The organism is Mucilaginibacter koreensis (assembly GCF_054783355.1).
Genome location: NZ_BAAGQS010000001.1, coordinates 343,517 through 364,756, shown reverse-complemented (window position 1 = coordinate 364,756; position 21,240 = coordinate 343,517). Strand labels below are relative to the sequence as shown.

The following is a 21,240-nucleotide window of genomic DNA, read 5'->3' as shown; positions in this document are numbered from 1 at the left end:
ATTAGCAGGTGGGTGCAAAACTTTGGTCGCTACTCCTGTTTAAGGACACTTTTTTCATAGCTGATAGTGTTATATTTGTAGCACTATTGATGTCCTGATGCAAAAGATATCCTCCCCTGACCAAGAGAAAAAACGCCTTGCCGCGCTTCGTTCCTACCATATCTTAGACACCGCTACGGAGCAGGATTATGAGGAACTTACAGAATTAGCCGCTGTTATTTGCCAGACACCGATTGCGCTCATCAGCCTGGTAGATGCTAACCGGCAATGGTTCAAATCCAGCAAAGGACTGGATGTATCAGAAACTGACCGGGCCTATTCTTTTTGTGCCCATGCCATCCAGGTACCAGATGAGATTATGCAGATTGAGGACGCCAATAAAGATGATCGCTTTAAAAGCAATCCGCTGGTTACCGGCGACCCGCACATTACTTTTTATGCAGGTGTGCCACTCGTTGACCAGGAAGGTCATGCCTTAGGCTCACTTTGCGTCATCGACCAGCAAACTAGAGCGCTTACTGAATCTCAGCAAAATGCGCTGCGCTTGCTCGCCAAGCAGGTCATCAAAAAGATTGAACTACGCAAGCAGCTTACTGACAGCCAGTATACCAGCAAACGCTTACGAAGTGTTAACAACCGGCTGGTTACCAGCGAACATGAACTCAAGTCCATCATCAATCACCTACCATTACCCGCAGGGGTTTATACAGGCATAGACATGGTCATCCAATTTGCCAACCCTGCAATGCTCAGTATCATGGGTAAGGATGAATCTGTCATAGGAATGCCTTATCACCTGGCGCTACCGGAACTCTCCGCCATGGACTTCCCGAAAACCATGCTGCAGGTGATGCAGACCGGCATCAGCTATCAGCAGCGCGAATCCCATCTTACTTTTATGCATAAGGGTGAGTTGAAAGAGTTTTTTTTTAATTATGATTTCACTCCGTTGCAAAATGAAGCTGGCCAAGTTTGGGGTTTACTTAATACGGCGACTGATGTAACCGCCACGGTTAAGGCCCGTATCAAGGCCGAGCGCGCTGAAGATTTATTCCGCCTAAGCGTTTCATCTGCTAACATGGGTACTTGGCACCTGGACGCAAAGACCAACAGTTTGACGGCATCTGAGCGCACCAAAGAGCTGTTTGGCTACCTGCCGCATGAAGATATGCCGCTTGATGCAGCCGTTACACAGATTGCTCCTGAATATCGTGAACATGTAACGAAGGCCATTCAGGCAGCCATAAGTGCCGGAGAGTCATACGATTTAGAATATCCTATTATCGGTCACAGAGATAAAAAGTTGCGTTGGGTGCGGGCCACAGGTAAGCTATATACCAAAGAAGACGGCTCGATGACCGATTTCCTGGGAACACTAATCGATATCACTGAGCGCAAAATGACCGAGCAGCGCAAAAATGACTTCATAGGAATTGTCAGCCACGAACTGCGATCACCACTGACCTCGTTGAACGGATATATCCAAATGCTCGATATCAAAGCTAGTAACCAAGGAGATGAGCTCATTGCCGGCATCGCAAATAAGGCAAAGCGGCAGGTAGACCGCATGCGTACACTAATCACTGGTTTTTTGGATGTCGCACGAATGAATGAAGGTAAGATCCAATTACACCGGAAGCGGTTTGATATGAAAAGCCTCATGAAGCTTGCCGAAGAAGAGTTAATGGCAACTGCGAATACTCACAAATTAGTCTTTCACGCGGTCGAGCATATATTGGTGGACGCAGATCAAGACAAGATTGAACAAGTTCTCATTAATTATATAAATAATGCTGTTAAATATTCGCCGGGTGAAAGTACTATCCGTGTTTCTTGCATAAAGGAAAACGGAGAAGTAAAAGTTTGCGTAAAAGATGAAGGGATGGGATTGGCACATAAAGACCAGCAGCGTGTTTTCGAACGTTTTTACAGGGTTGAAAGCGAGGCTATGCAAACCACGAAAGGTTTTGGTATCGGCCTGTACTTATGCCGCGAACTTGTTGAATTGCATGGTGGCCGCGCTGGTGTAGTTAGTAAGCTTGGAAAAGGAAGCGAGTTTTGGTTTTCTTTACCTGTGCTTTCATCAAGCAATTTGTAATTGCACCTATATCCGAAGATAAATAAACTCAGAGACGGCTCAAGCTGTTCATACTACAGCCAGGATAAAGCCAAAGGTGCTGCCTTTACCGGGTTCACTTTCTGCCCAAATCTTTCCTTCATGCCGCTTGATAATCTCACCGCACAGGTAAAGGCCAATGCCAAAGCCGGCCACCTGCTGGTAGCCCGGTTCATTGACCCGGTAATAACGTTCAAACAGCTTCGGCAGATGCTCCGCGCTGATGCCCATACCCTGATCCTGAACCCGCACTACCGCCTGGCCGTTTTCCAGGGTACAGCTTAGCTTAATCAGGCTTCCGGCAGGCGAATACTTGACGGCATTACTGATCAGGTTATCGATCACTTGACCGATCTTGTCCCGGTCGCCATTGACCCATGCTTCCCCAGCCTGCTCCACTAAGATCCGGTGACTGCTGACGCGCGCGGTGGCTTCTTCATGGGCTTCAATGAGCAGCTCCCCCAGATCGAAGCGGACCGGATTGATCAGAATCTGGGAAGATTCCAAACGGGAAACATTCAAAAAGCCATTGATCATCCGCGTCATTTTCCCGAGCTGCTTACCTGCCCGCTCCATCATGCCTGCCACTAAAGTGTCGCTGCTGGTTAATGCTTTCTTTTGGGCCACCTGGACATAGCTGACAGTAGAGGTAAGCGGCGTTTTCAGTTCGTGGCTCACCATACTGATGAAGGCACTTTTGCGCTGTTCATCTTCCTTCCGGTCGGTGATATCAATACAAGAACCAATGAAGCCCGCAAAGGTGCCATCAGCTTCAAAGCGGGGTGAGGCAAACGCATACAACCAGCGGTATACACCTGTCGCACTTAAAATCCGGTACTCACCCGTGTAGGGTACTCGGTTCTCTACTGAGGTCATATACAACCTGATATAATCTTCCTTGTCCTCGGGATGAATTAGGTCGGACCAGCCCCAGGTGAGCAAATGTTCCATGGTTCTGCCGGTCAGCCTCGACCAAGCCTGGTTAAAGTAAGTCACGTCCCCTGCTGCGTTACCCACACCGATGAGAATGCCCGAACCTTCTGCCATCTGGCGGAACCGCTGCTCGCTTTCAGACAACGTATCGTTCAGCTGCTGTAACTGCCTGGCCGAAGCACTCAACTCTTCATTGACGCGGACTAATTCCTCATTCGATGCGGTCATTTCTTCGTTAGCCGCAGCCAACTCCTCATTTAACGTCGCCAGCTCGTTGGTCGTTTTTTGTAAGGCTGCCTGACTTCGTTCCAGTTGCTTCCGGTTGGCAACCGCCTCGGTGATATCGATTACTGTCACCAGGACAGATTCTACTTTTCCTTGTTGGTCAAAAATCGGATCGTAGGAAAACTTGGCGTGATGCGTATGCAGTACCCCATCAGTGGAGGCCAGCATGACCGGCGTTTCCGGGAGTGAAACCGGTTTTCCGGTGTCAAATACGCTGCGCATTCTCTGCGGGTTGGGCTGATCCCTCAACTCCGGAAAAATCTCCACCAGACCTTTACCCAGCACCTGATCTGCCGTACGCCGCCACACGCTGAGCATCGGTTCATTGGCAATTTCCACGATCAGTTCCTTGCCCTTCAAAATGGTCATGGCTACAGGTGTAGTCGTCACCATGGACTGAAAACGGTGCCTGGCAGCCTCACTCGCTAACCTATGCTGCACCTGCTGGGTGACCTCGCTGGCCACCATTAGAATACTATGGGTTCTGCCCTGATCGCCTTTTAGCGGCTTGAATACAAAATTGGTATAGATCGTTCGTTGACCGCCGGCACCGTCACTCATCATGCTCGGCACCTCGCTGCCGCTGAACGCTTCTCCGCTTTGCCAAACGTTTTCCAGCAAGCCGAAAATGCCCTGTTCGCCCAGCTCCGGCAACTCATCGTATATCGACTGGCCGATTACGGCAGTTGTTCTGCCCCAGATCTTCAGCATGAATTCATTTGCCGACCTAATCAGCAGGGTTGTTCCTTTAAGTACGGCAATGGCGACCGGCGCGCCATCAATAATGTAGTTCAGACTGGCCTCTCTTTCGGCCAGTTCCTGGGTTCTTTCTAGAACACGTGCTTCCAGCTCATTGTTGAGTGCCTGCAGGGTGCCCTGGGTTTGCTGTAACTCCTCGTTAATGGAACTTAGTTCTTCCATGGCTGCCGCGATCTCCTCGTTGGAAGCCGCCAGTTCTTCATTGGATGCTGCCAGCTCTTCGTTCAAAGCCTGTTCCCGGTCCAGTGCTTCCTGTTTCTCCTGGTCACGCCGCTGCGCTTCCAATCCCAGTTCACGATCAGTAACATCAGTGGAGGTATGCAGGATGCAGTAGACTGCGTTCGCTACATTCCGGATCGCCCGGTATTCGTAATCATAATAGCGGGTTTGCAATTCCCCGTCAAGGAGTAGTTGTGCGGGTACACCCATGCCGGTAATCGGAGCACCGGTACGCCACACGGATTGCAGCTGCGCAAAAAACGGCTGGTCTTCCAGTTCGGGAAGGGCTGCTTTCAACGATTGACCAACTACACTGCGGTCTTTGCCCCAGGATTTTAGCATTTCTCGGGTGACCGCTTCAATAATGAGCTCTTCGGAGGTATATATGGCGGTGGCAATATGGGAGGAAGAAAAAACCTCCAGTAACTGCTCACAACTGAGTATCTGAGTTTGATGCATGTACTATAAGACGAGAGTCAAAGGTAATCATAAAATCAAATTACTTTTACCAGCGCATAATCACATCCGTATTCGCAAAAGAAGAGCAAACGAGCAGGGCCATGCTGTAGGAATGGCCCCACGCTATTAATGAATGATAGGAAACTATTATTTATAAAAACCGTGGGTTTTGATTCGCTAGATTGATAACTTTCCAACCATTCGTAAACGTAAGTTGCCACTTCATCCCAGCCGGGCTGCCCATAGATGACCTGCCCCCGGTTAGAGAATCCTTCGAAGTCTGTTACACTTGTTTCTTTTGAGTAACCTTTCACACTTTTCTCGTTCAGCTGAGCCGGAATGATATGATCTGTTTCACCTGCCAGAAAAAGTAGCGGCACATGCGGCAGCTCCAGGTCGATATGCTCGGCCTCTCAAATACAGTCTCTCAATACGTTCCCGCTGTCGTGCGTCGCAAAAGCTTCGTAAGCGGGTTTATTTTCTTCTAACGTCATCGTATTACAGAATGACTGGTGGAAAGTGTCCAGATTCATCAAAAATGGATCATCACCTTTGAATGGGCTGGTAAAGTGATCCTTGCACACACTTCTTTAACAAAATGCCTTGATTTTTATCACGAATATAAGCAGATACATATAACATGAAAACAGAACAATTTGCACTTGACAAAGCAATACGCACAAATTTCGCACAATAAATTACGAAAAAACCCCTTTGCATTACGCAAAGGGGTTTTCTTGTGCTCCCGAAGGGATTCGAACCCCTATCGATGGTACCGGAAACCATAATTCTATCCATTGAACTACGGGAGCGGGTGTGCAAATATATTATTTTTTGGATGAAGGACAGAAAGACAAAGGATAAAAGACTATTGTCCTTCATCTTTTGTCTTTGCATCTTTTATCATCATTACACGTTAAACCTGAAGTGCATAATGTCGCCATCCTGCACCACATAAGTTTTACCCTCTACGCCCAGCTTGCCGGCTTCTTTAACGGCAGCTTCCGAACCAAATTTTATGAAGTCATCATACTTGATGACTTCGGCACGGATAAAACCTTTTTCGAAATCGGTATGGATAACGCCTGCGGCCTGGGGGGCAGTAAAGCCTTGGGTAATAGTCCAGGCACGTACTTCCTGCACACCTGCAGTAAAGTATGTAGCCAGGTTCAATAATTTATAAGCGGCTTTAATCAGCTTCGCCACACCTGATTCGGCTAAGCCCAAATCATCCAGAAACATCTGGCGTTCCTCGTAAGTTTCCAGTTGAGATATCTCAGATTCAATTTGAGCCGAAATTACCAGCACCTGCGCACTTTCATCTTTAACCGCTGCTTTTACCTGCTCTACATAAGCATTGCCGGTATTTACCGCAGCTTCATCTACATTACATACATATAGTACCGGCTTGGCAGTCAGCAGCCATAAGTCGGCAATATGTTCCTTGTCTTCTTCGGCTACAGCGGCCGAGCGGGCTGATTTACCTTCCAGCAGGTGGTTACGATAAATGGTCAATACCTCAAAAGCCTTTTTGGCATCTTTATCGCCACCGGTTTTAGCCGCCTTTTCAACCTTTTGTATCTTTTTTTCTACCGATTCCAAATCTTTCAGCTGTAGTTCGGTATCAATAATTTCCTTGTCGCGTATCGGGTTTACCGAACCATCTACGTGTATTACGTTATCGTTATCAAAGCAGCGCAGTACGTGTATAATGGCATTGGTGGCACGGATGTTACCCAGAAACTGGTTACCCAACCCCTCGCCTTTGCTGGCGCCTTTTACCAGGCCAGCAATGTCTACAATCTCGATGGTGTTAGGCACTACCTTTTGCGGATTAACCAACTCGGCCAGCTGGGTAAGGCGCTCATCGGGCACGGTAATTACCCCTACGTTAGGCTCAATGGTACAAAACGGAAAATTAGCCGCCTGTGCCTTGGCATTTGATAAACAGTTAAAAAGCGTTGATTTACCTACATTAGGTAAACCCACTATACCACATTGTAAAGCCATGTTGTTAGTTGTGTAGTTGTTTGGTGAGTGGTTGATTAAGTTGATTAAATGAGTAGTTGACGGTAATGAAAAGGTATACAGTTCGAAACCCAATACATTATTTTAACTATTCTCTTACTCAACTCAATCAACCACTCACCAAACGTAAAATTCGCGCAAAGATAATATAAAACAGCCTTTGTATTTTGAAAAAATAAACGACTTTTGCGGGCGTTAGTCTGAATAGGACATTATTGATACACCAATGTAAGAAAGGGGATTTTTAAGATGGAAGAAATGGTTGAGCAGATAGAGCTGTTGCTGGAACAACACAACGATCAGCAATTGCAGGAATACCTGAATAACCTGAACATATCAGACGTAGAACAGCTGATTGACGAACTTCCGGATTATGGCCCCAAATTCATTGAAACCCTTTCCCTTAACCGCGCGGTAAACGTATTCCGCATTCTGGATTTTCCTACGCAGGAGCGCATCATTAAGCGCCTGCCCGGCCATAAAATTGCCGAGCTGATTAACGAATTACCGCCCGATGACCGTACCGCCCTATTTGCCGAACTGCATGGTGATGCCGTAAAAAACCTTATTTTACATTTGCCGCCCGATGACCGGCGTGAGGCTTTGGCCCTGCTGGGTTACCCTGAAGACAGCGTTGGCCGGCTAATGACACCCGACTATATTGCTGTAAAAAGCCATTGGGATGTGAGCCGCGTACTGGCTCACATACGTAAATTTGGTAAAGATTCGGAAACCATTGACGTTATTTATGTAATTGACGATAAAGGCGTGCTGCTGGATGACATACGTATACGCGAAATATTACTGGTAGACCCGGCCACCAAAGTAAGCGATTTGATGGATAACCGCCTGATTGGCCTTAATGCAACTGACCCGCAGGAGGAAGCTATCAACACCTTCAGGATGAATAACCGTGTGGCATTACCAGTTACCGACAATGAGCAAATATTGCTAGGCATTGTTACCGTAGACGATATTTTGTGGATAGCCAACGAAGAATATACCGAAGATATTCAGAAAATTGGTGGTACCGAAGCATTAGAGGAACCTTACCTCGATATCAACCTGTTCAGGCTGGTAAAAAAACGGGTGGGCTGGCTGATTATATTATTTTTGAGCGAGATGCTGACGGCAACTGCAATGGGTTTTTTCGAAGGCCAAATTCAAAAAGCGGTAGTATTGGCTTTATTTATCCCGCTTATTATATCCAGCGGGGGCAACAGCGGCTCGCAGGCTTCCACCCTCATTATACAGGCCATGGCCTTGGGGGAAGTGACGGTAGAAGATTGGTGGCGCGTAATGCGGCGCGAAATATTTTCGGGCCTGCTGCTGGGCGGAACACTGGGCATCATCGGCTTTTTCCGCATCTACATCTGGACTTTCTTTAGTGATATTTACGGGCCGCACTGGCTGCTGGTAGGTTTAACGGTAGGCATTGCGCTGGTGGGCATTGTATTGTGGGGCTCATTGGCCGGCTCCATGCTGCCGCTTCTGCTGAAGAAAGTCGGCCTCGACCCAGCTACCTCTTCCGCCCCATTCGTAGCCACATTGGTAGATGTAACAGGTTTGATTATTTATTTCAGCATAGCGGTAATGATTATGCAAATTTGAGCAGCCGGCACAAATTTAAGCCGACCGCTCACAGCTAATTCAGGTAGTTTATGAGGTTACTCATGACGTATGAACTACGAAATACAGCGTAATTAAAGCTTATGCATTTAAGTGCGATGGTCATTTCTTAGGATATAAGCCTTAACAAAGCACTTTCCACCTGCCGAAAAAATCCTATCTTTGCCCATGCAAGAAAAAATCCTCATTCTTGATTTCGGCTCGCAGTTTACCCAACTCATTGCCCGCCGTGTCAGAGAACTCAATATCTATTGCGAAATACATCCCTTTAACCATTTCCCGGAAGTTGACAGCAGCGTAAAAGGTATCATCCTTTCAGGTAGCCCCTACTCTGTTCGCCAGGCTGATGCACCACAGGTAGATTTAACCTCATACCATGGCCACATGCCGGTATTAGGCGTTTGCTACGGGGCACAATATATGGCGCAGCACAATGGCGGCGAGGTACTGCCTTCCAGCACACGCGAGTACGGCAGGGCTAACTTGCATTACATCAATGAACAAAGCCCGCTGTTAAAGGATATTCCGGCATTTTCGCAGGTATGGATGTCGCACGGGGATACCATTGCACAGGTGGCCGAAGATTTTGAGATCATTGCCAGCACCGATACCGTTAAGGTAGCCGCCTACCAGGTAAAAGGTACGCAAACCTATGGGATCCAATTCCACCCGGAGGTAACACACAGCATTGACGGCAAGCAACTGCTCAAAAACTTTTTGGTTGACGTTTGCGGTTGCCAGCAGGACTGGACACCTGACTCTTTTATTGAAACCACCATTGCCGGCTTGAAAGAGAAACTGGGTGATGACAAAGTGGTATTGGGCTTATCCGGCGGTGTTGATTCGTCGGTAGCGGCAGTATTATTGCACCAAGCCATCGGCAAAAATCTGTATTGCATATTTGTAGATAATGGCTTGCTGCGCAAGGATGAGTTTGAGTCCGTATTGGAGTCATATAAGCATATGGGTCTCAACGTAAAAGGCGTGGATGCCAAACAACGCTTTTATGATGCGCTGAGCGGCCTCTCCGACCCTGAAAAGAAACGTAAAGCCATCGGCAGGGTATTTATTGAGGTATTTGATGATGAAGCCCACCAGGTGCAGGATGTAAAGTGGCTGGGCCAGGGTACCATTTACCCTGATGTAATTGAATCAGTATCGGTAAAAGGTCCATCGGCTACTATTAAATCGCACCATAATGTTGGCGGCCTGCCCGATTTTATGAAATTGAAGGTAGTAGAGCCGCTAAATACTTTATTTAAAGATGAAGTACGCAAAGTGGGTAAAGCTTTGGGTATTGATGATACAATTTTAGGCCGTCATCCCTTCCCGGGACCAGGTTTGGCTATACGCATTTTGGGCGAGGTAACGCCCGAGAAAGTGAATATCCTGCAACAGGCAGATGCAATTTATATCAACAATTTGCGCAGTGCGGGTGTTTATGATAAGGTTTGGCAGGCCGGCGCTATTTATTTGCCGGTACAATCAGTAGGTGTTATGGGCGATGAGCGGACTTACGAAAATGTAGTTTGTCTTCGCGCGGTAGAATCATTAGATGGCATGACGGCCGACTGGTGCCATTTACCTTATGATCTGCTGGCTAAAATATCAAACGAAATCATTAACAATGTTAAAGGCATTAACCGGGTTGTGTACGATATCAGCTCAAAACCACCGGCAACCATTGAGTGGGAATAAGCGGATATACGGGTTGTTCCTGCTGGCGCTGTTAGCTGCCTGTTCGCCCAAAAGGCAGCCGGTAAGCAACCGCCCTATTCAGGCACAAACTCAAACCAGCAGCAAACCGGCTGCATCCAAACCAACGGAGAACAAGCCGGTTAAAGTTCGCAACGAAAAGTTTTCGTCTATTGCGTTGTTGCTGCCATTTGAGTTGGATCACCTCAATTCGGCCCGTGGTTTAAGTAAGGCGCAGCAGCGCATGGCTAACCTTTCTATTGATTACTATCAGGGCTTTAAACTGGCTTTAGATTCAATAACTGCAGATGGGCATAATTATACACTGAGGGCTTTCGATAGTAAGGATGAGCCATTGCAGGCACGCGCCCTGGCCATAAACCCGGCTATTCGCAACAGCAACCTCATTGTGGGGCCTGTTTTTCCTGAGGTGCTGAAAGCTTTTACTACCCTGCCGGCTATGCAAAATAAACCCATTGTTTCACCGCTGGCCCCAACGTCGCCTGCTATATACCATAACAAAGGGTTGATTACGGTGGCCCCGCCTTTGGATTATCATGCCCAAACTACCGCTAAATATTTAAGTCGCAATTTAGGCGCAAAACAAGTTATCATCCTTCGCTCAGGGTATACTAATGATAATAAGTATATCATTCCATTTAAACGGATGATAGACAGCATTGGTCGTAAACGTATCAAGGTAATTGACTTTGGTGTGGTACGCGGCAACCTGAGCGCATTACTGCCCAAACTATCGCGCACGGCCGAAAATTATTTTGTGGTGCCATCAACCAACCAGGCGTTTTTGATGGTAACACTGCACTCTTTGGATACGCTCACCCAACATTATCCGGTGGTATTGTTCGGTCATCCCAACTGGATTAAATATTCTTTCCTGAAAGCCGAGCGCCTGCAGCGGTTAAAAACCCATATCACCAGCGCCGAACGTATTGATTACCGTTCAACTGGGGCGATAACTTTTATACACAACTACCGCAATACCTACCATCACGACCCAACTGAATATGCCTTTAAAGGCTTTGATGAAGGGCTATATTTTGGCCGGGTACTGGCCGATGACGATAACAACCTTTCACAGTTGAACAAACAGGAGTTTACTGGTTTACACAATTCATTCAGTTTTGAATTTAAGCCCGGTCAGGGATGGATAAATACCCATGTGAACCTATTTAAATATGTTAACTTTGAATTGAAGCAGGTAGAATGAAAGCCCTTAACCAATTAAAAACTTTTCAGCGCTTACTGGAAGAATTTCCGGCCAATACGCAGCTGAGTAAGTTTTTGCCAGGCTTTTACCGCCAAAATAAGCAAATGGGTTCAACCGACAGGCGGGTGGCCAGCCGGTTGATTTACAATTACTTCAGGTTGGGCAACGCTTTAGCAGGCCATCCGGCTGAAGACCGCCTGATGGTGGCCGAGTTTTTATGCAATACCCAGGTTAATTCTTTTCTGCAGCATTTCAAGCCAGAGTGGATGGCTTACATGCAGTATACCATTGATGAAAAAATAGCTGTCATTAAAGCTTCTTATCCAGATTTTAAACTCACCGATGTTTACCCCTTGATAAGTGAGCTATCTGAAAGCATAGATCAAAAGGCTTTTTTGAAGTCTTTTTTTCAGCAGCCAGACCTGTTCATTCGTGTGCGTAAAGGCTATGAGCAGCAGGTAAAAGCTGTATTAAAGAAGGCAGACGTTATTTTCAAAGATGAAGGCCGGAATTGCTTATCCCTGCCCAATGGTACCCGCCTGGAGACCTTGTTTAAAGAACAACATTGGTTTGAGGTGCAGGATTACTCTTCGCAGCAAACCGCTTTATACTTTCGCCCCCAACGCTGGGAAAACTGGTGGGATGCCTGTGCAGCATCTGGCGGCAAATCGCTTTTATTGCATGAGCAGGAGCCTGATTTGAAGTTGGTGGTATCTGATATCCGCGAATCTATCCTGGCTAATTTAGATGAACGCTTTCAGCAGGCAGGATTGAACCGGTATCAGAAAAAGATACTGGATCTTACCCACAATCCGGATTACATTATGCACGACTATGCCTTTGATGGCATTATACTCGATGCGCCCTGCACCGGCTCAGGCACCTGGGGCCGCACCCCGGAGCTGATCACGCAGTTTGAGGCACACCGCATTCAGTTTTTTCAACGCCTGCAGCAAAGCATAGCACGTAATGTGGTGAAGTACTTAAAGCCAGGCAAACCGCTGATTTATATTACCTGCTCGGCATTTAAAGCAGAGAACGAAGACGCTGTTGAGTTCTTAGTTAAAGAGCTGGGTTTAATACTGGAAGAAAAACAGGTACTTAAAGGGTACGAACACAAATCCGATACCATGTTTGTGGCCCGGCTGATTGCACCCGGTAAAACAGATGATCCAAAGGCATCAGAAGAATAAACACTTACTTTTGAAGTAGACAGATTAACCTGCAATTGATATTAATGCCTTTCAATTGATTTAATCAATTATAAAAATATTTTACCAAAAGTAAAATTTACCGATTATTATACTTACCTTGTAGACTTATTAATAATAATATAATGCAACAAGGAACAGTAAAATTTTTTAATGAAACAAAAGGTTTCGGATTTATCACCCCAAGTAATGGTGGCAGCGAAATCTTTGTTCACACTTCAGGCTTAATTGACCCTATTCGTGAGAATACCGTGGTTACTTACGAAGTAGAGCAAGGCCGTAAAGGTCCTAATGCAGTAAATGTAAAAGTAGCTTAACACACTATACCATCATTGCCGGCATCCTCCCTTCACAGGAGGATGCCTTTTTATTTCCTTTATTTTGTCATAATTAAAGATATTATCAACCTGGGGTAGGTAATGTCTGATAAAAGCCGTATATTTATATACATGCTCCCAAACTAAAAAATTTTAACCGTTTGGGATTTACTTCAAACTATATATGGGTAGATCAACAGAAACATTTAGTAAGAAAGAAAGAGAAAAGAAAAAAGCCAAAAAGCAGCAGGACAAGCAGAGCAAGGCAGAAGACCGCAAAGCCAACTCAAGTAAAGGCAAAAGCCTTGACGATATGATGGCTTATATTGACGAAGACGGCAATATCACCTCTACGCCTCCTGATCCGAACAGACGCAAAGCGGTAATATCTGCCGACAGCATACAGATTGGTGTGCCTAAGCAGGAAGATGTACCGATGGATACGGTAAGAAGCGGTATTGTTACCTTTTTCAACGAATCGAAAGGGTACGGCTTCATCCGCGATCTGCAAACGCAGGAAAGCATTTTTGTGCACATCAACGGCTTAATGAATCCCATCAAAGAAAACCAAAAGGTAACCTTTGAAACTGAAAAAGGCCCCAAAGGCCTCAACGCCGTTAAGGTGAAAAATGCGGTGTAAAAGGGTATTCCAAATATATTTCAAACAGTAAAGGGCTAATGTAATTACATTAGCCCTTTACTGTTTTTACAACTACCCTATACGGGCTGCTTAAGTAGACATCATATTCTAATTCTCACCTACAATCCCGTATTGCTTCTAAACAACTTAATCGCAATGGCCAGCAAAATCACCCCAAAAGCCTTACGGAGTACCCCTACCCCTGATTTACCTAACATCTTTTCCAATCGGCCCACATTTTTAAGAACGATGTAAACGAACAGGGTATTGAATACAATACCCACAATGATATTTTGTGTAGCATATTCTGATTTTAGGGACAACAGCGTAGTCATGGTACCGGCTCCGGCAATCAGGGGGAAAGCCAGCGGTACAATAGAAACAGTTTGTGGCACATCAGCCTCCTCATTAAACAGGCGGATGCCAAGAATCATCTCCATCGCGATACAAAAAATAACCAGTGAACCTGCAATGGCAAATGAGGCAATATCCAAGCCTATAATAGCCAGTAAGCCATTACCTGCAAACAGGAAGGCCACCATCAGGATAAGAACCGCTATAGAAGCCTTTTCCGACTCGATATGGCCTGCCCGCTGGCGTAACTGAATAATTACCGGGATAGCGCCCAGAATGTCAATAATGGCAAACAAAATCATGGTTACCGACAGGATTTGCCGGGCATCGAAAGCGTGTAACATAGGTCAGGAGTTTTGCTGTTCTTTTCTTTTCAGCCGAAAAGTAAGCAAAAATCCTGCGAGTATAAACAGCGCCGACAAAAAGAAAGGGGCATGCTTGGAGAAAACGGTCACCATCCCGGCCGCTATCGGCCCCAGCGTTTGGCCTATTGAAGCGTAAGATTGATTAACACCCAATATCTCTCCTTGTCGTTCCTCATCGTTATGATTGGCAATAATGGCGTTCAGCATGGGGTTACGCAACCCATTAAACATGCCATACACATAAATGCAGGCAATGAATGTTAATACTGCTGTCATGAACCCGGCCAGAAACATCGCCCCAAGGCATAACACAGTAGACCACATTAAAATTACCGATTTGGAAGGGAAAATCTTTTCGAAAAAAGGCACGCACAATTGCATTAATATACCGGTAACACCAAAACCGGCATATAATAAGCCTACATTTTGCGGGCTAAGCTTCAGTCCATCCACGCTATAAGTTTGGAAGCCGATAATCATGGTAAACTGCGCCATGGTGAGCAGGAACCCGATAAATACAGCAGTACCAATAACCGGCATCTTAAGAGCTGTAACGATAGAAGCAAACGTAAAAGACTTCTTTTCCTTACCGTCTTTTTCCTGCTTTTTATCATTGGTTTCTTTAAGCAGAAATGCAGCTGCCAGTGCACCCATCAGGGCAATACCCGCAGCAAAGTAAAACGGCACTTGCATACCATACTTACTCAATAAACCACCCAAAGCCGGGCCAATGACAAAGCCAAAGCCGAACGCAGAACTTAATATACCGAACTTTTTGGCCCGGTCTTCATTGGTAGAGGTATCAGAGATCATGGCTTGTGCTACCGAAATATTGCCCCCGGTTAAACCGTCTAAAATACGGGCAGCAAACAACATGATTACACTTTGCGCCGTTGCAAATAAAAAGAAAGAGGCACAGGTACCAATAAGGCTGATAACCAATACCGGCTTTCGCCCCCACTTATCAGACAATGAGCCCAGCAGCGGTGTGGCAAAAAACTGGGCGATAGAAAACGAGGCGGTTAAAATACCCACCGTTTGCTCGTTGATGCCGAACTTTTTACCGTATGAATAAATCAGCGGCACAATGATACCAAACCCCAGTGAGTTGATTACGCACACAAATATCAGTATCCACAGGTTTTTGTCCAGTTTCATGGGTAGTGTATACTAAGGAACTAAAACAAAAAAGGTTCTGCAATGCAGAACCTTTTTTGTAAAGAGGTTAATATCGTTTAGTGCTTTTCAAAATCTGAGGCGGTTGGCAATACATCACCAATGTTACCCAGTTTACTGTTTTTACGGCTATAGCCAAAATAGATGAGCAAACCTAATACCATCCATACCAAAGCACTCAGTTGAGTTTCGCTTGGCAAACCAACTATCATACCGGCGCACACAATAATGCCTAATATAGGTACCAACGGAACTAATGGAGTTTTAAACGGACGCTCCAGGTTAGGTGATTTTTTGCGCAGGATCATTACCCCCACACACACTAAGATAAAGGCAAATAAAGTACCGATTGAAGTTAAATCTCCTGCAACACTACCCGGAACAAATGCCGCAAATGCACCCACAAAAATGAACAGGATCATGTTGCTTTTGTAAGGCGTGCGGAACTTCGGATGCAAATCGCTGAATACTTTCGGCAATAGGCCGTCAGATGACATGGTGTAGAATACGCGTGACTGCCCCATCAGCATCACTAAGATTACTGAAGAAAAACCGGCCAGAATAGCCACAGTTACCATGGTTGACAACCAACCATAACCATGCATGTAGTTGCTGATTGCAAAAGCTACAGAAGCTTCTTTACCAGAACGCATAAAATCGGTAAAAGGAGCTACACCGGTTAATACCCATGAGAACAGGATATATAGAATAGTACATACCACCAGTGAACCTAAAATACCGATAGGCATATCACGTTTTGGGTTTTTAGCTTCCTGCGCAGCAGTAGAAACGGCATCAAAACCAATAAAGGCAAAGAATACAACACCTGCACCGCTAATGATACCACCCCAACCGTGGTTGAAGAATGGCGCATAAGAATACGTAGAACCATCTTGTAGCTTAACATCAGGCATGTTAGCAGGGATAATGTAAGGTGTATGGTTAGCCGGGTTGATAAACTGCCAGCCAATAGCAATGAACACCAACACAATGGCCACTTTAATAAATACGATAATACCATTTACCAAAGCCGATTCTTGCGTGCCTTTAATCAGCAACAGCGAAAGAACCACCAGAATAAACAAAGCCGGCAAATTAGCTATACCGTGCACACTATGGCCATTTACTAAAATAGATTCCATTGGCGAATGGCACCATTCATAGGGTATTTTCCCCCCGAGCAACTTATTAGCATATTCGCTCCAACTGATGGATACGGTAGCCGCCCCGAGTGCATATTCTAATATAAGCGCCCAGCCAATTACCCAGGCTACAATTTCGCCCATGGTAGCATAAGCATAAGTATAAGCACTGCCTGCAATAGGGATGATAGAAGCAAACTCAGCATAGCATAAGCCTGCAAAGGCGCAGCCAATAGCGGCCACGATAAATGATAGGGTTACAGCTGCACCTGCATGTTCGCCGGCCGCAGCAGCAGTTCTTACGAATAAGCCGGCGCCAATAATAGCACCGATACCCAAGGCAATCAAGCTGCCGGCGCCAAGCGTTCGCTTCAGGCTGCCCTCGCCATCTGTATTGGCCGTAAGCTGCTCAATAGATTTCTTTACAAATACCTTCATCGTTTAGTTGAGTAAAATTTAATCATGTTTGCCCAAACGTAATTAAATTTATTGAAAACTTAAAGAGACGCCCGTAACAATATAGAAACAGCAATGTTTTAAACAGAATATGTGTAACCTTAACTAAGTGTAAATCGAATTAATGTATTCTCGGACTTAGCGTTTACAAATACGTTACTTTGCATTATGAAAATCACATTGCTTACGGTAGGCAAAACAGAAGATGCCTACATCAGGGAAGGCATAGACAAATACCTGAAGCGCTTAAAGCATTATACACGGTTTGAAATCATAGATCTGCCCGAACTCAAAAACACGAAGGCCTTAAGCCAGGAGCAGCAAAAGAACAAGGAAGCTGAATTGATATTAAAAAAACTTACCGTAACGGACCACGTTGTGTTGCTGGATGAAAACGGACAGGAATTTAATTCATCGCAGTTTGCAACCTACCTGGATAAAAAGAATATCAGCGCCGTACAGCACATGGTTTTTGTAATTGGCGGCCCTTATGGTTTTGATGCTTCGGTTTACCAGCGGGCCAATGAAAAGCTATCGCTCTCGCGCATGACCTTTTCTCACCAGATGGTGCGCCTGTTTTTCACAGAACAATTGTACCGGGCCTTTACCATTATCAAAGGCGAACCTTATCACCACCAGTAGCCAATAAATAGCTAAATTTGTAATATGTCATCAGGTCACGACCACTCCCATGCCGGCCATCATCATGATCATGCCCCCAAGTTGGATCATCTGAATACCGCTTTTATTGTCGGCATCATATTAAATTCGTTGTTTGTAGTGGTGGAGGCCATTGTAGGCTTTGCCAGCCATTCGCTGTCGCTGCTCACCGATGCCGGCCATAACCTGAGCGATGTAGCCAGTTTGGCTTTAGCACTGCTTGCTTTTAAGCTGAGCAAGGTGCACTCCAACCGTAAATATACTTATGGCTACAAGCGCTCCACTATTGTGGTATCATTGCTGAATGCGGTAATATTACTGGCAGCTGTTGCCATTATTGCTTATGAGGCCATTATCCGTTTTATGCACCCTGAGCAAGTGGCAGGCGGTACTGTGGCCTGGGTAGCATTAGTGGGTATAGGAATTAATGGCCTTACCGCATGGCTGTTCATGAAGGATAAAGACAAAGACCTGAACGTGAAAGGTGCTTACCTGCATATGGCTGTGGATGCGTTGGTATCATTAGGTGTAGTGATCTCGGGCGTACTTATTTACTTTACCCACTGGTACTGGCTGGACAGCGCCGTTAGTTTAGTAATTGTGGTAGTCATCATGACTGGTACCTGGAGCCTGCTGATGAAAAGCATCCGCCTGGAAATGGACGGCGTGCCCGATGAAATGGACATTGACAAAATACGCACAGAGCTGATGAAAGCCAAAGGGGTTAAAGATGTTCACCATATTCATGTATGGGCGCTAAGTACTACCGAGAACGCGCTTACCGCCCACATTGTAGTTAGCGCAACAGACATGGCAGCCTTTGATACCCTTAAGCACGATTTACGCCACCGGCTGGAACATTTATCTATTGGCCACTGCACATTTGAGCCAGAACTAAGTTCTGAGCACTGTGAGCAGGTGGATTGCGATTAGTTTTTAGTTTATCACCGCGAGAAATACCCTGGCGATATCAGCCTACCACTTCACATGGCCCTTAATAAAGGCGATTAATTCATCGGCCATCTTGCGGTCGTCTGCAACACGGGGATGGGCATAGCCCTTTACCGGCGAAAACAAGAAGGTCAGCATTTTGCGGTCATGCAGGTTAGCTACGGCTTGCGCAACATAGCCCGGCCATGGAGAGCCTGGTTGCACCGCACTCATGCTTCCCAACGCGCAGATGATAGTAGCCGAAGGATACTTGCTGCGAATGGCGCCATAAAAGTTCTGATAAGCTTTAATAATAGTAGCCGCATCCGGCTTTTGAGTACCGAAACGCGCTTTAAACTGTTCTAAGTTGGGATTGCCTATGATGGAAGCATCATTCTGCCCCAGATTGATGACCACCACCTGCGGCTGATATGTTGAAAAATCATACCGGCTGTCTTTATCATTAGGATTAAGGCGATCGTACATTTCTGGCATAATGAGCGGGAACCAGCTTACCAGCACACCTATACCACTTTTGGAGGTACAGCGGTATTCAGCGTTGAAATAACGGGCCGTTAAGGCCGCATAGCTCAGGTAGTTATTTTTATACTGCCCTTCCGGCGAGTCGCCGTCAGTTAAAATACTATCCTCAATAGCATAGCCAGAAGTAATAGAATTACCGTAAAACTCTATTTTGCGTTTGGGTGAAGTCGGGGCATTTAGCAACTTGCTTTTGCCAGCCAATTGAAAGCCATAAAACCGGGTAGTACCCTCTTCCCACTCCGTGCGCTTAAACAGTTGCAGGGTATGTTTGCCGGCGGGTAAGTTTTCGGCCAGGTTATAAGTTTGCTTGCCGGCATTCATCTTAATTTTTACCGGTGGGCGGTTGTCTATGATAACATTGTAATAATTTAAACCTTTCTCATCTTCAAGGACCGCGCTGATCCCGGTACCTGAGAAACTTACTGTGGCGGATGTACCCGGCCAGTAAAAAGCGCAGGCTGAGGTATCTGCACGGTTAATACGGCCCTGGTAATAAATTTTGCTATTGTTAAACTTTACAAACGTAGGGTTTTGTGCCTGAACTGCGGTATAGCTTGCCAGTGCAAACACAAGGGATAATATTTTTTTCATGAATAGTAAAAGTACAGCAGCGAATACAAATTGTTTAAACGCTGTTATTATCATAAACTTATCATAAGCCGGTTTGTTATTGAACGAAACAAAGTAGTATGGCTGAAGAAAATATTGTGCCTTCGGATTTATATACCATTAGCCGGAGCCAAATACAAAGCTACGATGCCGGTTTAGGCCCCAGGTTGCTTTGGATGGCCAACGGCCAAGCCTTTGCCTTTGGTATTTACTGCGGCTTAACCTTTGCCATGCCTCCTTCGCCCGACTTAACCAACCGGGCTCAAATATTTGGCGGTGTAATTCCCTTTGTAGGAGCCATTGTAAGTATATTTACCTTATTGGATATTATCACCAGCCTGGTGCAAATGCACAAACTGGCAAGCAACTACAAAAAAGCGAATAACGGCTTAGAAAGCGAAGCTTCCTTTCCAATGCTGGATGCTACCTTTGCCGACCGCCTTTTTCAGCGCATTTCACCACTTGCCACCACCCTGCTGTTCATCATCATCTGGACTTTTTTAATTCTTTATGATCACAAACTGATTTAGGTTACTGTAAATATTTCTTTTCCTGTCAATTCGCCTCAAAAGGAAACGACAGGACCTATTTATCTCCACTGATGTTTTTACAGACGCATTAGCAACTGTAAACTACCGCCATAAGCCTGGCCGATGTTAAAGCCACTTACCGTATAAAAACCCGAAGCGTAAACACTTACCCGGCGGTTAACGGTATAACCGTAATCTAACTGCACCCGCACATTGCGATAATCAAGTGTGCTGCCGGCATAATTGTTAAATATTTTGGTGGGGCTGGCCGAAATGGTACCAGCCACATCTACCAGTACCTGATTATATTTATTGAGGAAATACCCAAAAGTACCCATATAGTTAAACTGCGAGGGGCCGTCATCTGCAAAATATTTGCGGTAATCGGCATCTACGTTGTAATACCCGGTATGCGACCCCAGTTTGATGTTGCCGGTATTACTCAGCCTAAACTCAGATCCATAATAGGCATAACCCAAAGTTTGATTTAACTTTTGGGCGTAAGTAGGGATGATAGCCCCGGCATAGCCTGTAATGTAATTTTTTAGGTTGAAGCTTTTCAGCACATAATTCAAACCGATCTGCAAATCTCCGGAGCCGATGTTGGTCAGACTGCTGCCCGGTTGCTTTAAGTACTGGTATGATACAGGCAGGTTCACCAGCAAATCCAGTTTACGGGTAAGGCCATAATCAGCAAATATACCAACAGAATAAGCGCTGAATTTGCTGGTATTATCGTTATGGAAATTTCCTTTGCGATCCCAGTAATTGCTGGAGAAGTAAGTATAGAAACTGGTGCCTACCAGATAGCGTTTCTTACCTACCGGCCAGCCGGCATATACATGGGTAGTCCCCATCAGGCTCAATAACAAAAACAGCAGCAGCGTATAGTTTTTTTTCATGTAATGGTTGTTCTAATGAACAGCAAGATATATCAGTTAAAACCACCGGAATTA

General features: G+C 45.6%; 18 protein-coding genes and 1 tRNA gene. 10 read left to right on the top strand and 9 right to left on the bottom strand.

Features of this window, described 5'->3' with window-relative positions; all coding sequences use genetic code 11:
• Nucleotides 1-97 precede the first annotated feature (97 nt).
• Nucleotides 98-2,098, top strand: coding sequence for an ATP-binding protein (locus ACYVNW_RS01650; protein WP_460678095.1), 2,001 nt, complete (start codon nt 98-100; stop codon nt 2,096-2,098).
• Between the two features lie 48 nt (nt 2,099-2,146).
• Here the strand turns inward: ACYVNW_RS01650 and ACYVNW_RS01645 are convergent, their stop codons facing one another.
• The 4 genes from ACYVNW_RS01645 to ychF all read right to left on the bottom strand — a co-directional run bounded on the left by ACYVNW_RS01645 (nt 2,147) and on the right by ychF (nt 6,781).
• Nucleotides 2,147-4,771: a PAS domain-containing protein gene (locus ACYVNW_RS01645; protein ID WP_460678094.1), complete on the bottom strand. Its 2,625-nt coding sequence runs from the start codon at nt 4,769-4,771 to the stop codon at nt 2,147-2,149.
• A 35-nt stretch (nt 4,772-4,806) separates the two neighbouring features.
• On the bottom strand, nt 4,807-5,151 hold the full coding sequence (locus ACYVNW_RS01640) for a hypothetical protein (protein WP_460678093.1): 345 nt from the start codon (nt 5,149-5,151) through the stop codon (nt 4,807-4,809).
• Between the two features lie 360 nt (nt 5,152-5,511).
• Nucleotides 5,512-5,583, bottom strand: a tRNA-Arg gene (locus ACYVNW_RS01635).
• Between the two features lie 97 nt (nt 5,584-5,680).
• Nucleotides 5,681-6,781, bottom strand: coding sequence for a redox-regulated ATPase YchF (gene ychF, locus ACYVNW_RS01630; protein ID WP_460678092.1), 1,101 nt, complete (start codon nt 6,779-6,781; stop codon nt 5,681-5,683).
• 267 nt (nt 6,782-7,048) lie between these two features.
• Here ychF and mgtE point away from each other — a divergent pair, with 267 nt between their 5' ends.
• From mgtE to ACYVNW_RS01600, 6 genes are all read left to right on the top strand, one after another.
• On the top strand, nt 7,049-8,410 hold the full coding sequence (gene mgtE / locus ACYVNW_RS01625; RefSeq protein ID WP_460678091.1) for a magnesium transporter: 1,362 nt from the start codon (nt 7,049-7,051) through the stop codon (nt 8,408-8,410).
• 186 nt (nt 8,411-8,596) lie between these two features.
• Nucleotides 8,597-10,126 carry a glutamine-hydrolyzing GMP synthase gene (gene guaA, locus ACYVNW_RS01620; protein ID WP_460678090.1) on the top strand — a complete coding sequence of 510 codons (1,530 nt, stop codon included), beginning with the start codon at nt 8,597-8,599 and terminating at the stop codon, nt 10,124-10,126.
• Nucleotides 10,113-11,351, top strand: a complete 1,239-nt coding sequence (locus tag ACYVNW_RS01615) for an ABC transporter substrate-binding protein (protein ID WP_460678089.1) — start codon at nt 10,113-10,115, stop codon at nt 11,349-11,351. The genes guaA and ACYVNW_RS01615 overlap by 14 nt, the downstream gene beginning before the upstream one ends.
• Nucleotides 11,348-12,544, top strand: coding sequence for an RsmB/NOP family class I SAM-dependent RNA methyltransferase (locus ACYVNW_RS01610; RefSeq protein WP_460678088.1), 1,197 nt, complete (start codon nt 11,348-11,350; stop codon nt 12,542-12,544). The genes ACYVNW_RS01615 and ACYVNW_RS01610 overlap by 4 nt, the downstream gene beginning before the upstream one ends.
• A 143-nt stretch (nt 12,545-12,687) precedes the next feature.
• Nucleotides 12,688-12,879 (top strand): cold-shock protein, encoded by a 192-nt coding sequence (locus ACYVNW_RS01605; RefSeq protein WP_460678087.1) that lies wholly within the window; start codon nt 12,688-12,690, stop codon nt 12,877-12,879.
• A 184-nt stretch (nt 12,880-13,063) separates the two neighbouring features.
• Entirely contained in the window at nt 13,064-13,519 is a 456-nt protein-coding gene (locus ACYVNW_RS01600) for a cold-shock protein (protein ID WP_460678086.1), read from the top strand.
• Between the two features lie 119 nt (nt 13,520-13,638).
• On the opposite strand, the gene ACYVNW_RS01595 is transcribed toward ACYVNW_RS01600, so the two are convergent.
• The 3 genes from ACYVNW_RS01595 to ACYVNW_RS01585 all read right to left on the bottom strand — a co-directional run bounded on the left by ACYVNW_RS01595 (nt 13,639) and on the right by ACYVNW_RS01585 (nt 16,994).
• Nucleotides 13,639-14,217: a MarC family protein gene (locus ACYVNW_RS01595; RefSeq protein ID WP_460678085.1), complete on the bottom strand. Its 579-nt coding sequence runs from the start codon at nt 14,215-14,217 to the stop codon at nt 13,639-13,641.
• A gap of 3 nt (nt 14,218-14,220) precedes the next feature.
• Nucleotides 14,221-15,396: an MFS transporter gene (locus tag ACYVNW_RS01590; protein WP_460678084.1), complete on the bottom strand. Its 1,176-nt coding sequence runs from the start codon at nt 15,394-15,396 to the stop codon at nt 14,221-14,223.
• Nucleotides 15,397-15,473: 77 nt separating this feature from the next.
• Nucleotides 15,474-16,994 (bottom strand): amino acid permease, encoded by a 1,521-nt coding sequence (locus ACYVNW_RS01585; protein ID WP_460678083.1) that lies wholly within the window; start codon nt 16,992-16,994, stop codon nt 15,474-15,476.
• A gap of 186 nt (nt 16,995-17,180) precedes the next feature.
• Here ACYVNW_RS01585 and rlmH point away from each other — a divergent pair, with 186 nt between their 5' ends.
• Both rlmH and ACYVNW_RS01575 read left to right on the top strand, forming a co-directional pair.
• Entirely contained in the window at nt 17,181-17,654 is a 474-nt protein-coding gene (rlmH, locus tag ACYVNW_RS01580) for a 23S rRNA (pseudouridine(1915)-N(3))-methyltransferase RlmH (protein ID WP_460678082.1), read from the top strand.
• Between the two features lie 24 nt (nt 17,655-17,678).
• Nucleotides 17,679-18,605 (top strand): cation diffusion facilitator family transporter, encoded by a 927-nt coding sequence (locus ACYVNW_RS01575; RefSeq protein WP_460678081.1) that lies wholly within the window; start codon nt 17,679-17,681, stop codon nt 18,603-18,605.
• A gap of 42 nt (nt 18,606-18,647) precedes the next feature.
• On the opposite strand, the gene ACYVNW_RS01570 is transcribed toward ACYVNW_RS01575, so the two are convergent.
• Complete coding sequence (locus ACYVNW_RS01570) at nt 18,648-19,736, bottom strand: SGNH/GDSL hydrolase family protein (protein WP_460678080.1); 1,089 nt, start codon at nt 19,734-19,736, stop codon at nt 18,648-18,650.
• Nucleotides 19,737-19,834: 98 nt separating this feature from the next.
• Between ACYVNW_RS01570 and ACYVNW_RS01565 the strand changes: the two genes are divergently transcribed.
• Nucleotides 19,835-20,284: a hypothetical protein gene (locus tag ACYVNW_RS01565; RefSeq protein ID WP_460678079.1), complete on the top strand. Its 450-nt coding sequence runs from the start codon at nt 19,835-19,837 to the stop codon at nt 20,282-20,284.
• Nucleotides 20,285-20,361: 77 nt separating this feature from the next.
• Here ACYVNW_RS01565 and ACYVNW_RS01560 read toward each other — a convergent pair whose 3' ends face one another.
• Nucleotides 20,362-21,186, bottom strand: coding sequence for a hypothetical protein (locus tag ACYVNW_RS01560; RefSeq protein WP_460678078.1), 825 nt, complete (start codon nt 21,184-21,186; stop codon nt 20,362-20,364).
• Nucleotides 21,187-21,240: the final 54 nt, after the last annotated feature.

Coding starts and splice junctions, on each gene's coding strand:
- ACYVNW_RS01650 (WP_460678095.1), top strand. CDS start 98: ATGCAAAAGATATCCTCCCCTGACCAAGAGAAAAAACGCCTTGCCGCG.
- ACYVNW_RS01645 (WP_460678094.1), bottom strand. CDS start 4,771: ATGCATCAAACTCAGATACTCAGTTGTGAGCAGTTACTGGAGGTTTTT.
- ychF (WP_460678092.1), bottom strand. CDS start 6,781: ATGGCTTTACAATGTGGTATAGTGGGTTTACCTAATGTAGGTAAATCA.
- mgtE (WP_460678091.1), top strand. CDS start 7,049: ATGGAAGAAATGGTTGAGCAGATAGAGCTGTTGCTGGAACAACACAAC.
- guaA (WP_460678090.1), top strand. CDS start 8,597: ATGCAAGAAAAAATCCTCATTCTTGATTTCGGCTCGCAGTTTACCCAA.
- ACYVNW_RS01610 (WP_460678088.1), top strand. CDS start 11,348: ATGAAAGCCCTTAACCAATTAAAAACTTTTCAGCGCTTACTGGAAGAA.
- ACYVNW_RS01605 (WP_460678087.1), top strand. CDS start 12,688: ATGCAACAAGGAACAGTAAAATTTTTTAATGAAACAAAAGGTTTCGGA.
- ACYVNW_RS01600 (WP_460678086.1), top strand. CDS start 13,064: ATGGGTAGATCAACAGAAACATTTAGTAAGAAAGAAAGAGAAAAGAAA.
- ACYVNW_RS01595 (WP_460678085.1), bottom strand. CDS start 14,217: ATGTTACACGCTTTCGATGCCCGGCAAATCCTGTCGGTAACCATGATT.
- ACYVNW_RS01590 (WP_460678084.1), bottom strand. CDS start 15,396: ATGAAACTGGACAAAAACCTGTGGATACTGATATTTGTGTGCGTAATC.
- ACYVNW_RS01585 (WP_460678083.1), bottom strand. CDS start 16,994: ATGAAGGTATTTGTAAAGAAATCTATTGAGCAGCTTACGGCCAATACA.
- rlmH (WP_460678082.1), top strand. CDS start 17,181: ATGAAAATCACATTGCTTACGGTAGGCAAAACAGAAGATGCCTACATC.
- ACYVNW_RS01575 (WP_460678081.1), top strand. CDS start 17,679: ATGTCATCAGGTCACGACCACTCCCATGCCGGCCATCATCATGATCAT.
- ACYVNW_RS01570 (WP_460678080.1), bottom strand. CDS start 19,736: ATGAAAAAAATATTATCCCTTGTGTTTGCACTGGCAAGCTATACCGCA.
- ACYVNW_RS01565 (WP_460678079.1), top strand. CDS start 19,835: ATGGCTGAAGAAAATATTGTGCCTTCGGATTTATATACCATTAGCCGG.
- ACYVNW_RS01560 (WP_460678078.1), bottom strand. CDS start 21,186: ATGAAAAAAAACTATACGCTGCTGCTGTTTTTGTTATTGAGCCTGATG.